This is a genomic window from Clostridium sp. D46t1_190503_E9 (assembly GCF_015555225.1).
Taxonomy (GTDB): domain Bacteria; phylum Bacillota; class Clostridia; order Clostridiales; family Clostridiaceae; genus Clostridium.
Map to the genome: position 1 here is coordinate 1 of NZ_JADNKB010000012.1, position 13,230 is coordinate 13,230.

The window sequence follows — 13,230 nt, forward strand, 5'->3', positions numbered from 1 at the left end:
TAAGACAATAAATCTTACTTGAAATTGAATAAATCTTATAATAATTATATTTATGAGACTATACCCTAATAAAAATTTTATTAGGATATTTTCATAAATTATATTAAAATATTTTACTTATAAATCTTAATTATTTACTGTATCTTTTTATTATATTAATTATAACCTCAACTGCCTTTTCCATTGATTCTATTGGAACATACTCATACTTTCCATGGAAATTTTCTCCACCTGCAAATATATTTGGAGTTGGTAATCCCATAAATGAAAGTCTTGCACCATCAGTACCGCCTCTTATTGGTCTAACATTTGGTACAACATTAGCTTCTATCATTGCTTCTTTTGCATTTTCTACTATATGCATAACAGGCTCAATTTTTTCTTTCATATTTTTATATTGATCCTTTATACTTACAACTACAGTTCCTTCTCCATATTTAGCATTTAATTCTTTTTCTATAGCTTTAAACTTTTCTTTTCTTGCTTCAAAAGAATCTGCAAAAAAATCTCTTACAATATAATTTAATGATGTATTTTCAACAGTTCCTTCTATATCTGCAAGATGTGAAAAACCTTCATATTTATCAGTTTTTTCTGGAACTTCATCTAAAGGAAGACTATTTATAAACTCATTAGCAACCATTATTGAATTCAACATCTTATTTTTAGCATAACCTGGATGAACATTAACTCCTTTTATTTGAACTTTTACTCCTGCAGCATTAAAGTTTTCATATTCAAGTTCTCCAATTCTTCCACCATCCATTGTATATGCAAAATCTGCACCAAACTCTTCAACATCAAAATGATCTGCACCTTCTCCAATTTCCTCATCAGGTGTAAAGCCTACTTTTATAGTTCCATGTTCAATTTCTGGGTGATTTACTAAGTACTCCATTGCAGTCATAATTTCTGCAAGTCCTGCTTTATCATCGGCACCTAAAAGTGTAGTTCCATCTGTAGTAATTAATGTTTTTCCTACATATTGTTTTAATTCAGGTGAAAACTTAGGAGATAATATTACTGAATCATTTAGCTTAATATCTTCGCCATCATAGTTTTCTACAATTTTAGGATTTACATTTTCTCCACTATAATCTGGAGCTGTATCCATATGAGCTATAAAGCCTATAATTGGTAAATCCTTATTACAGTTTTTTTCTAGTGTAGCATAAACATACCCATTTTCACTTATCTTTGCATCTTTTAGTCCTATTTCTTTTAACTCATTACATAGTTTTTCTGCTAAAGTTAATTGTCCTTTCGTACTTGGAGTTACTCTAGTTGTTTCATCTGATTTTGTATTTATTTTTACATATTCTAAAAATCTTTCTTCTACTCTTTTCATAACTTCACTCTCCATTCTTATATTGTTTTTTTACTTATTAAAATAAAATATACTATATATAAAGTTAATTTAATATAAATTATTTTTACATATTTTATCTCATACTCTATATTTTAACACATATAACTTTAAACTCTATAATTTTTAAATTTTATATGTATAAGTTTATATTAAATACACAAAATAACTATGTGATTTATCCCTTTATCTACTAAAACCTACTAATAGAAAAAGACTTCAAGAAATTTTCCTGAAGTCTTTTGAATTATTTAAAATTATATTGTGTAACTATACTTTCTCTTTCTGTTGTTTTATCATTAAAATATTCATAAAATGATACACCTAGAAAACTTCCAGTTATATTATGGACATTTCTATATCCTAAATTTTGTAATGCTAATACTGCATTATAACTTCTTTGACCAGTCCTACAATGTATGTAAACTGGTATATCCTTTGGTATTTCATTTATTCTTTCTCTAAGCTGACTAAGAGGAATATTCTTAGCCCCTTTTATATGTCCATTTTCATATTCTCTAATTTCTCTAGCATCTATTATATAAGCTCCACTTTCAACTAAATCTCTTATCTTATCAACATTAACTTGTTTAAAATCTCCATTTAATAAATTTGATGCTACATATCCAGCATAGTTAACTACATCCTTTGCTGTACTATATGGTGGCGCATAACATAGTTCCAAGTCTTTTAAGTCTTCGACAGTTCCTCCAAGTTTTATAATAGTAGCTATTATATCAACCCTTTTGGCAACATCACCTCTACCTATTGCTTGTGCTCCTAACACCTTACCTGTTGGAACTTCAAATATAAGTTTAAAATGAACTGGTGATGCATCAGGCATTATTCCAACTTTATCATTAGTTATAAGTCTTACAATATCATATTTTATATTCAGATTTAAAACTTTAATTAAGGACTCATTTAATCCTGTTGCAGCAGCATTATAATCGAATACCTTTATAGCAGATGATCCAATATAACCGTTATTTATTCCTCTTTTACCATTTATATGATCTGCAACTGATCTAGCTTCTTTTAGAGCTGGACCTGCAAGTGATAATTTTGTCATAGAATGTGTTAATGCATTATATACTTCAATTGCATCTCCTACAGCATAAATATCATCATCATTAGTTTTATAATTTCTATCAGTCTTAATAGCTCCAGTTTCACCAAGTTCTAAGCCTGCCTCTTTAGCTAATGATACTTCTGGAGAAACACCAATTGCCATAACTACTGCCTTTGCATTAATCTTCTTACCTGAAGCTAATACTACTTTACCTTCTTCAAAGCTTGAAACCTTATCTCCAACAATTAAATTTATACCATTATCATAAATTTCTTTATGTAATATTTGAACCATATCGTAATCAAATGGCTTTAATATTTGATCCATAGCTTCTATTAAAGAAACTTCATATCCTGCTTCTCTTAAGTTTTCAGCAGCTTCCACTCCTATATATCCACCGCCAATTACCGCTACTTCCTTTGTATTAAGCTCTTTAACAAATTTATTTAATCTATCTATATCTACAACATTTCTAATAGTAAAAATATTTACATTTTCAATTCCTGGAATATTAGGTACTATCGGTTTTGCTCCTGGTGATAAAATTAATTTATCATAATTTTCTCTATAAATTTCTCCTGTCTGTGCATTTTTTATTTCAAGTTCTTTATTTTTTCTATCTATTGATATTACTTCACTATTTACTCTAGCTTCTATATTATATTGAGCTTTAAACTTTTCTGGACTCATTAATACAAGTTTATCTGCTTCATCAATAATTCCACTTAAGTGATAAGGTAATGAACAATTAGAAAAGGATACATGAGGACCTTTTTCAAACATTATTATTTCATCTTCTTCACTTAATCTTCTTAATCTTGCTGCAGCTGAAGCTCCTCCAGCTACTCCACCAACTATTAATATCTTCTTCATACAAAATCCTCCTAGTGGCTGCTACGCAGCCAAATTGATACTTAACAATTAATAATGGATAATTTTTGTAAAAATTCATCGATTTTAGTTTTTATAATTAATACTTTTTATAATTCAGCATAGCTGAATTTTTTCCTTAATTATTCATTATCCATTAGAAAATAGCATTTGCTATTTTCTTTTGCTCCCAACATATGATCCAACTCCACCAGCAACATTAACTACATCAAATCCAAGGCTTCTTAGCTTATTACATGCAGTTGAACTTCTTCCTCCTGATTGGCATACTATATGATATTCTTTGTCCTTATTTAAATATTTCTCTGGATCGTTTAGAAGATCCCCCATTGGAATATTTTTTGCACTTTTTATACTTCCAGTTCTATATTCGTATGGTTCTCTTATATCAATTAAATCTATTTTACCAATTAAATTATCAATATCATTTACATTTATAACTTTTCCTGAATTTTTATTAAATAAACCAAACATTCTACATTCACTCCTATTAATAAATTTTACTATTTTGATTATGTGACTATTCTACAGTATATAAAACAATTTTTATGTGACTATGTCACATAACTCAATATATACTGTAATCATATTATTTATTTTTCTCACTTTAAACAAAATTTATTAAATTCAAAATCTTTATTGCAAATTATATACATAAAATTTTATAATATTGAATAAAGCCTACCAAAAATAGTAATAATTAATAAATATCAAAAATAAAAGGAAGAATTATGATTAATATGAAATATCCATTAATAAATGATTTTAAAAAAATAGTATTAGAAGACATACCACTTATAGATGTACGAGCACCTATTGAATATGAAAAAGGAGCATTTTTAAATTCTTTTAATTCACCAATTTTAAATAATGAAGAAAGACATATTATAGGAATTTGTTATAAAGAAAATGGAAATGAAGAAGCTACAAAACTTGGATATAAATTAGTATCAGGTAAAATCAAAGAAGATAGATTAAATTCTTGGATTGAATTTATAAAATCTAATCCATCTACTATGTTATATTGCTTTAGGGGTGGCTCACGCTCAAGGATTGCTCAAGAATGGATTACAGATGCTTTAGGCAGAGAAATTTATAGATTAGATGGTGGGTATAAGGCATTTCGTAATTATCTTATAGATTCGTTATCTAAAGAAAATCAAAAATATAAACCTATTGTTTTAACAGGCTTCACAGGTTCTGGAAAGACTATAGTTTTAAAAACAATAGAAAATTCAATAGACTTAGAAGGAATAGCTAATCATAGGGGATCCTCTTTTGGTTCCCATGCAGATCCTCAACCTACACAAATTAACTTTGAAAATAATTTAGCATATTCTTTAATTAAATGCACAGAACATGAATTTAAGCACATAATTTTTGAGGACGAAGGAAAAAACATCGGAAAGAATTTTATTCCTCAGGACTTTTTTAACTACTTTCATAGCGGAAGTGTAGTATTTTTGGAGGCATCACTAGAAGAACGTGTAGAAAATACATTAAAAGAATATGTTATAGACTCTCAAATAGAATATATCAACAAATTCGGTAATGAGTTGGGATTAAGCGAATGGTTCAATTACATATACTCAAGCATGGATAGATTAAAGAAAAGGCTTGGTGGAGATAGATTTAAAGAAGTTCTAAACGAACTTAATTTAGCCTATAAAAATCAATTATCTACTAATAATATTGATTCACATAAAGGTTGGATAGAAGTATTCCTTAAAGAATACTATGATCCTCTTTATAAATACTCTTTAGAAAAAATGAAAGATAAAATTATTTTTAGAGGTAACTCCAAAGAAGTTACAGAATTTTTGCAAACCTTAAAATAATTTACATAAAAAAATAGTAAGTAAAACTTAAATTTACTTACTATTTTAAAAAATTAATTTACTACTCATATCTTTTAATTATATAAAAACTCATCTATAAACTTTTCAGTATCTTTAACAGCCCATTTTCTATCTATTAAATTTACTCCACTCTTTAATACTGGATGCACTTCATGGTAACTTTCTTTAGTATCATCTTTGTATATTATACCTATTGGAATTCCTTCGTCACCAAATTCCTCAGCCTTTTTAAGCGCTTCTATTTTATTACTTTTATCATAGTTATCATCTAACTTATATATTCTATCCTTATACCATTTAAATGTATTTACTTTATTAAATACAACACATGGCTGCATTATATCTACTAATGCATATCCATTATGATTCATTGCTGCTTTTATCATCGATTTCAAATGCTCTTTATCACCTGAAAAGCTTCTAGCTACAAAGGTTGCTCCAGCACTGATAGCTACAGCTAAAGGATTTATTGGCTCTAAATATACACCTTCAAATTGCATAGAAGTAACCTGACCTTTTGCAGTTGTAGGAGAACCTTGTCCTTTTGTTAATCCATAAATTTGATTATCGTGAACAAGGTGGACCATATCTACATTTCTTCTTATATTATGAATAAAATGATTACCTCCTTCACCATATGAATCTCCATCACCACTATTTATAATTACTTTAAGATTCTTATTAACCATTTTTATAGCTTGTGCTGGTGGTAAAGCTCTACCATGAAGTCCATTAAATCCATTTACTTTTAAATAGTGAGGAGTTTTAGCGGCTTGTCCAATTCCTGATACTATAACTATATCTTCTGGTTTTAATTCAAGTTCTGCCAAAGTTTCTTTTAATGCTGCTAATATACCAAAATTTCCACAACCTGGGCACCAAGCAATCTCGTCATTACTCTTATACAAATTTAAATCTAACATTAAAGCTCCTCCTCTCTTAGTTTCATTACTATATCACTTCCACATATTTGTCTTCCATCATATCTCAAGATACTATTGGTCATTAATATTCCAGTTTCTTGAGTTACTAACTTACCTAATTGTCCTGTAAAGTTTTGCTCAACATTTATAATTTCTTTAGCTTGTTTTGAATATTTTTTTAATCTTTCTTGTGGTAATGGATATATGTCTCCAAAACTCAAAGCCCCAACCCTTTTACCTTGGCTATTTAATTCATCAACTGCATCTTTTAATGCTCCATAAGTTGATCCAAAACCTAATAATAAAATTTCTAAATCTTCCTTACCCATAAATTCTGGTTCTTCAATATCTTTTTTAATAAGTTCTAGCTTTTTCATTCTTTTTTCCATTTGCAAATTTCTAACTTCTGCTGATTCTGTTATATGTGCTTCTTCGGTATGCTCATCACTATCTACTAAAACTACTTGATGTTTAGAATTACCTGGAATCATTCTAGGAGATATTCCACTTTGAGTTACCTTATATCTCTTATATTCCTCACCTTCTTTTAGGTATTCTCCATTTGAAATATATCTTTCTATTTCAATATTATTTAAATCATATTTAGGAATTGTTATATTTGCATCAGCTAAATATTGGTCTGTCAATAAGATTACAACAGTTTGATATTTATCAGCTAAATTTAATGCTTTAACAGTTTTATAAAATGCATCTTCAGCATTTCTAACACTTATTAATATTCTTGGAAATTCACCTTGAGATGCTGTTAATAAAAAGCTTAAATCACTTTGCTCTGTTCTTGTTGGAAGCCCAGTTGCTGGCCCTGGTCTTTGTGAATCTATTATAACTATTGGTGTTTCTGTTATACCTGAAAGGCCAAAAGCCTCTACCATTAATGAAACTCCACCACCAGAACTTCCAGTCATAGCTCTTGCTCCTGCATATGAAGCCCCAATTGCAAAATTTATAGCTGCTATTTCATCTTCTGCTTGATCAACAACTATTCCTGTTTCTAGTTGTTTTTTAGATAAATAAGTCATTATACTAGTTGCTGGTGTCATTGGATATGCAGAGTAAAAATCTAATCCTCCTGCAATAGCCCCTAATGCAATAGCATTATTACCATTTATTAATATATAATTACTTAAATCATTTCCTTGCATTTTATACTTTGAGTCAATTAAATCATATCCTAATCTAACTGCTTCTATATTTTTATTTCTTATATCTTCTGATAACTTATTACTAAAGTATTTATCAATATTTTCTAAACCTATTGAAAAATACTTTAATATGACTCCTGCTGCTACTGATGTAAATGCCTTTGATAAGCTTAATCCCTTAGCAGTTTCTATCAGAGGCAACTTTATAACTTTTTCATCTTCAATTTTTATACTCTTATCTGATATTATAATCCCATCATTTTTTAATTTATATTTATGATATAAAATTGTATTTTCATCTAAAGCAAGTATTAAATCTACCTCATTCTTATGTGAAAATATTTTATTTTCTCCAAATCTTATTTGTATAAAGTTGTGTCCGCCTCTAACCCTTGACATATAATCCTTATTTGAAAAAACATAAAATCCAAACTTCTTTATTGATTTTTCTAAAAAATCGCTTAATGTATCAAGCCCTTGCCCAGCACTTCCACCAATTAAAATATTATATTCCACTCAATTCCCTCCTTTTTATTTTTTATATATTAGTTTTCTCAATTTCATACTTTATTCTTTAAATTTAAATATTGTTACTATATTTTATCCTTTATTATCAAAAATCCATTTTTTTATTGAGAATTTTTCTTCCCTAGTTTTATCTTTATTGTTAGAGTTTTTTTCATTTATTTCTTGTTTTAGATTTTCATTTTCCTTATTCTTTTCTATTAATCTCTTTTCAAGTGATAGTTTTTCTTTATCTTTTAATAATAATTTCTTTTCTAAAAACTCATTTTTTTCTTTTAAAATATTATTATCTTTATTAATTCTATAAGCTTTTTCCTTTTCTTTATTAAGGGTATATCTTAGACTTGCTAATTCATTCTTTTGTTTACCTATGGTATTATTTAATATTTTTATTTTATTATCTAACTTTATTATTTTTTCATTTTGACATTTAATTTCATTTTGTAATTTTTCTGTACTAGAAACTTCAATATGTTCATAATTATCTTTTACTTCTTTATCTAAACTAATTAAACCTCTGCTTTTACTATCTATATCTTTGTAACTTATTTCTATATTTCCATAAAGTATATCTTCAAAGCCTACATCTAGCTTGTTGCTATCTATATCTAAATCCACTTTAGCAATCAAAAGTTCATCTAAAAATAAATTCACTTCATTATTATAATTAATAATATATATTTCATTATCTATATATCTATTTTCTTCTATAAACTCTTTATAATAAGCTTTCGTAGGCATTATATCCTCAAAAATTTTGTATACTGCTGGATTACTAAAGTCTTGTCCATTGTTTTTAGAAAAACATCCATATAACTTTTTGTCACTTATCCATAATGCCCATAATACTTTATCTAAAGTTAGTATTGTACATGAATCAACTTTTTCATTTTCAAATAATATTAAATTTTTTTGTAACTCTTTTTGTTTGTCACTTAATATATCTTTATATTGATAAATTAATACATTAAGATTATTCTCTTCAGTAACAATAAGGTAATGACATCTATTTTCTAATATGCAAAAAGAAAAATCTTTATAAGGTAATCTAGATATATATATAATCATTTCTTTTTCCCAAAGATCTTTAGATATATTAAATACTCTTGAGCTCAGTTTATATATACCATATGACATAGTATTTATTAAAACTACACAATAATTGTAACTTTGAGAAATATAATAAGATAGATTTGAGTAACAGTCTAAGGTAATAAGAACCTCTGATGGTGCTAGATCATTTAATCTCTTATTATGTTGATGTATTATCATTTGAGTTTCATCATTTTCATTTATTAAATTATATAAAAGATGTATCTTTTTCCCTATAAAAAAAGCTTTTAATTCTATGGGCATTATTTCATTATATTTCATATGAAGTAGAGTTTTATACTTCCACCTACTATCATCTAATGTACATAAAACAACATCTCCACAAACATCCTGACATAGTACATTTACATTACCATTAAAATCTTCTATAACATAAAAAGTTTCAAAACTTTCTTTATAAATAATATCTTTTTCTTGCCATTTCCCATTTCTAAATGTCTGATAATATATTCCAAGACTATTGCTATATGAAAATCTTAGTAAACTGTTCATTTTATTTCTTACTAAAAAGCAATCACATTTTTTTTCATTCATAACTAATATCTCCCTTAAATTCCATACACCGATTACAAAATGGTATGACTACTAGATCCTCTATAATTGCATGTGTGGAAATTATAGAGCTAACATCAAACGTAATAAGGTTATCTTTTTTTATTGGAGAACTTATTAGCTTAGTTAATGATTTTACTACATATTCTACTCCGTTACCTTCCTTATAATCTGAAACATATAATCTGGCTTTTTGTTTTCCTTTAAGCTTTCCTTCAATTATATATTTTTCTTCATTTTGATTTTTACATTTTATATAGTATGGAATATAAAAGTCATACTCTAGTATTAAATACTTCTCTTTACTCTCTAAAATTTTTCTACTTTTGCTTTCTTCTATAACATTACAATTTTCAAAAATAATATCTTCTATCCTTAGACTTTCATCATCTTTCAATGATACTTCCATACATACTTTGGTAAAATTTATCTTTTCTTTGTAAGTTGATAAAACTTTTCTTGCTAATATAGTGCTTCCATTTTCATATTGCAACTTATCATTTGAATTCATAGAAATATAATTTTTTTCTTCTATCTTTTTATTTTCTATAACAATACCTATATCATATGGAACTATATTCTTTTCATCAAAAATGAAAGTATCTAAAATAACATTTTTAGAAATATCTATTCTATCAAGTACTCCTTTTCCTTCACTATTTTTACTAGTTACTAAAAGTAGTTTTTCATCAGGAGATAGCCTAATCCTCTGTAATTCTGGCAAAGTTGTACTAATACTCGCTATACATTTTTTATTTATTATATCTATAACTTCAATTCTATGTAATCCATTATTTGCTGCATATAAAAAATTTTCATTTCCATCTAAATCAATAATACTTGATCCTTCTTGGAAATTTATATATGAAATTTTTCCAGTTTCAAGATCTAATATAGAGATATTTCCACTATAAGAACCTCTATTTAATCCTTTATTTGAAATATATAAATATCGTTCGTTTTCTCCCATAAAAATATAGCTTGGAGTATTTCCAACTTCCTTGTATTCTTTAATTAATTTAAAATCTGTAGTATCATAAACTTTTATTTCATTTTGAAAAATATCAAGTACAAATAATTTTTTTCTACTCTTATCAAGTTCCATGCTATCTGCAGCAATAAATCCTGTTATTCTTCCAAGTATTTCTCCACTACTTATATTATAAATACATATTTCTTCTGTATTACAAACATAAATTTTTTGAGAAATGGAATCCAATTTTATACTTCCATTATTAGGCATACTCCAAGTTTTATTAGTATTATATAAATGGTCAATAAGTGTAACTTTACTATTTCTATCTGTTGCAATATAAACATTATTTTTTTCATCTACAACAATATCTTGAGGCCTAGAACCAACTTCAACTTCTTTTATAACACTATAACTATTTCCATCAATTATAGATACTTTATCAGCACCTAAGTTAGATACATAATAGATAATCTTTTTACTTACATTAACCAAGGATTCCACTTCCCCCCCTTTTAATTGCTTAATAATACTTAATTCTCTAGTTAAATAAAGTTATTTTCTCCTTATTCAATTAACTCATAAGTTTCTTTTTTTCCTTCTTTTATTACCTTAAATACTGCAGTTGGATATATATTATTCTTTGCTAATTCTTTTTCTATTTCCTCTTTATCTTTTTCTTTAAACTTTAATGCTTGTGTACAGCTAATATTAACCTTATTTGGTGCCGTAACTAATTTTACTTCTATTTTCTTTTGAGTTAATCTATCATACATATATACAGCTCTATAATGAGATGTAAATGCCATTACATAATCATAGTCTTCCAATCTCATAATTTTCTCCTTTAACTTCCTAGATTTTCATCGATTTTTCCTTATATTGTATGCTCTAAAATACTCTAGGTTACTCAGCGCTAATTTGCGCCATATATTTAAAAATTATTTTGATTACTACTAGCTCTTCTTCTTAGTAGCCTATCCATAACCGATTGGTTTCTCTCTAGATCTAATTCTACTTTTAATCTATTATTTTCTTCAGTTATTACCCTAGCTTCTTCTTTTATTAACAGATTTTCTTCTTCCAAGTATTTTAATTGATTTTCTATTTGCAGCTTATACTCCTTTTCTTCTATTAATTGTTTATTTTTATCTACTAATTCAGAGATTATTTTTTTATTTTCTTCCTTCACTAAAGTTATTTCTATCATGATTGAAGCATTTTCTTTTAGAATTCCCTTTAAATTATCTTCTACTATTAACCTAGCGTCTTTTTCTTCTTGATTTTTTTTATTTATTTCCTTAAGCTCAAATGATAATTTATAAATCTTATCATTTGCTAATTCTAATTGATTTTTAAGTGATATAATTTCATCTTCATAATCTTTCATACTTTCCTCAAGTTTTTCTTTTGATTCCCTCATCTCTAATAACTGACTATTTGTATTTTCAAGATCCTTTTGAATCTTTTTTTGTAGCTCCAAAAATACATTACAATTTTCTTCTGCCTTCCTTTTTTGCTCTATTGTTCTAGCTATTTGTTGTTCATATTCCTCCATAAACTTTTGATTTTTTTGCAACCTCAAATTTAGATGCGCTATTCTATTCACTAGGTTATTATTTTCTACTTTTTCTTTAGATAGTTCCGACTTTAAGCTTTCAACTAGTTCATTTTCAGAATAAGAATTTCCTTCATATTTACTTCTATCGTGTCTTAATGAATCTTTCATAGTAATTAAAAATTCACTTGGATCATATATCTTCATATCTAAATTATCAGTTCCATAAACCTTTTTTTCTTTAATATACCTATCATTATCAGTACAAATAAAAGCATTATATTTTCCCAATGTATCATTATTCCCTCTATCAAAGTAAACAGGATCTTCCCATTTATCTTTATTGAAAATCGAATAAAAAATCTTATCATTTTCTAACCAACAAGAACATAATTTATTACTTTCAATAAATAATAAAGGTTCTAATAAATTACTTTTAATTTCATATATTTTAAAGTCCTTCACATTCCCAATAGAGTCTATGTAAACATGATCTAAAGAATATATTAAACCTTCTCTGGATTTATTTAATATATGAATATCATGCTTATCAATAACAACTTCAAATCCTATATCTTCTCCCTGAATTCCATAGAGCCTTTTTGATTGTATCCATCTATTATTTTCAAAAGTACAATAATTTAAAGATATTTCATCTCCTTCATCTGAAAGGAAGAATACATAAATATCGCCCTTATAGTTTGTATTTATAGAATAGTATTCCTTTAGATTAGAAATTAAGATAATATCTGCTAATCTATTAATAGTTGTTTCTTGTCCACTCCATACGCAATGCATTAATACTCCATGATCACTTCCATCATTACCTACCAATAAATAGAAGATATGCATATTAGATCCTATAATTTCAACTTTCAAGTTTTCTATTTCAAAATCTTTATTATCTAATTGATATATAGTTTTTCCTACCCATTGTTTATTCTTCATTGTACAATATCTTAGTTCGCCTTTAGTATTGCTATAAACCAAATGTATTCCTTCATTTTCATCAATATAAATAGCAAATCCAAGAACCTTTGTATCAATTAAAATTTCCTTAGTCCATTTTCCTTCCTTATACATAATCCCATAGCTTAACTCTTTATTATTGTTTAAAGAAAACTTCCACAAGTTCTCTTTACAATCTAAATATATCCATGGATATATATCCCTCATATTCACTCTCCCCTTTATAGAATTCTAATACAAATCTATTTATTCTATTATCTTCGTAT

At 26.8% G+C, this 13,230-nt stretch carries 10 protein-coding genes; 1 reads left to right on the top strand and 9 read right to left on the bottom strand.

Annotation, left to right across the window (positions count from 1 at the left end):
• Positions 1-130: 130 nt before the first annotated feature.
• The 3 genes from pepT to I2E83_RS13700 form a co-directional block, all read right to left on the bottom strand.
• A complete protein-coding gene (pepT, locus tag I2E83_RS13690; RefSeq protein WP_279325329.1) occupies positions 131-1,363 on the bottom strand; it encodes a peptidase T in 1,233 nt (410 codons plus the stop codon).
• 250 nt (positions 1,364-1,613) lie between these two features.
• Positions 1,614-3,311, bottom strand: coding sequence for an FAD-dependent oxidoreductase (locus I2E83_RS13695; RefSeq protein ID WP_195430460.1), 1,698 nt, complete (start codon positions 3,309-3,311; stop codon positions 1,614-1,616).
• 171 nt (positions 3,312-3,482) lie between these two features.
• Positions 3,483-3,803: a rhodanese-like domain-containing protein gene (locus tag I2E83_RS13700; protein WP_195430461.1), complete on the bottom strand. Its 321-nt coding sequence runs from the start codon at positions 3,801-3,803 to the stop codon at positions 3,483-3,485.
• Positions 3,804-4,060: 257 nt separating this feature from the next.
• On the opposite strand from I2E83_RS13700, the gene mnmH reads away from it, so the two are divergent.
• On the top strand, positions 4,061-5,167 hold the full coding sequence (gene mnmH, locus I2E83_RS13705) for a tRNA 2-selenouridine(34) synthase MnmH (protein ID WP_195430462.1): 1,107 nt from the start codon (positions 4,061-4,063) through the stop codon (positions 5,165-5,167).
• A gap of 74 nt (positions 5,168-5,241) precedes the next feature.
• Here mnmH and I2E83_RS13710 read toward each other — a convergent pair whose 3' ends face one another.
• The 6 genes from I2E83_RS13710 to I2E83_RS13735 form a co-directional block, all read right to left on the bottom strand.
• Entirely contained in the window at positions 5,242-6,111 is an 870-nt protein-coding gene (locus I2E83_RS13710; RefSeq protein WP_195430463.1) for a 2-oxoacid:ferredoxin oxidoreductase subunit beta, read from the bottom strand.
• Positions 6,111-7,790 (bottom strand): 2-oxoacid:acceptor oxidoreductase subunit alpha, encoded by a 1,680-nt coding sequence (locus I2E83_RS13715; protein ID WP_195430465.1) that lies wholly within the window; start codon positions 7,788-7,790, stop codon positions 6,111-6,113. The genes I2E83_RS13710 and I2E83_RS13715 overlap by 1 nt, the downstream gene beginning before the upstream one ends.
• 84 nt (positions 7,791-7,874) lie before the next feature.
• The gene (locus I2E83_RS13720; RefSeq protein WP_195430467.1) at positions 7,875-9,446 is read right to left on the bottom strand and encodes a hypothetical protein; all 1,572 of its coding nucleotides are present in this window, start codon (positions 9,444-9,446) and stop codon (positions 7,875-7,877) included.
• Positions 9,439-10,941 (bottom strand): YncE family protein, encoded by a 1,503-nt coding sequence (locus I2E83_RS13725; protein WP_347708068.1) that lies wholly within the window; start codon positions 10,939-10,941, stop codon positions 9,439-9,441. The genes I2E83_RS13720 and I2E83_RS13725 overlap by 8 nt, the downstream gene beginning before the upstream one ends.
• A gap of 62 nt (positions 10,942-11,003) precedes the next feature.
• On the bottom strand, positions 11,004-11,273 hold the full coding sequence (locus I2E83_RS13730; RefSeq protein WP_195263544.1) for a DUF3343 domain-containing protein: 270 nt from the start codon (positions 11,271-11,273) through the stop codon (positions 11,004-11,006).
• Positions 11,274-11,371: 98 nt separating this feature from the next.
• Positions 11,372-13,171 (bottom strand): hypothetical protein, encoded by a 1,800-nt coding sequence (locus I2E83_RS13735; protein WP_195430470.1) that lies wholly within the window; start codon positions 13,169-13,171, stop codon positions 11,372-11,374.
• Positions 13,172-13,230: the final 59 nt, after the last annotated feature.

Excerpts from the sequence above, each read along its gene's own strand:
- pepT (WP_279325329.1), bottom strand. The coding sequence starts at position 1,363 with ATGGAGAGTGAAGTTATGAAAAGAGTAGAAGAAAGATTTTTAGAATAT.
- I2E83_RS13695 (WP_195430460.1), bottom strand. The coding sequence starts at position 3,311 with ATGAAGAAGATATTAATAGTTGGTGGAGTAGCTGGAGGAGCTTCAGCT.
- I2E83_RS13700 (WP_195430461.1), bottom strand. The coding sequence starts at position 3,803 with ATGTTTGGTTTATTTAATAAAAATTCAGGAAAAGTTATAAATGTAAAT.
- mnmH (WP_195430462.1), top strand. The coding sequence starts at position 4,061 with ATGATTAATATGAAATATCCATTAATAAATGATTTTAAAAAAATAGTA.
- I2E83_RS13710 (WP_195430463.1), bottom strand. The coding sequence starts at position 6,111 with ATGTTAGATTTAAATTTGTATAAGAGTAATGACGAGATTGCTTGGTGC.
- I2E83_RS13720 (WP_195430467.1), bottom strand. The coding sequence starts at position 9,446 with ATGAATGAAAAAAAATGTGATTGCTTTTTAGTAAGAAATAAAATGAAC.
- I2E83_RS13730 (WP_195263544.1), bottom strand. The coding sequence starts at position 11,273 with ATGAGATTGGAAGACTATGATTATGTAATGGCATTTACATCTCATTAT.
- I2E83_RS13735 (WP_195430470.1), bottom strand. The coding sequence starts at position 13,171 with ATGAGGGATATATATCCATGGATATATTTAGATTGTAAAGAGAACTTG.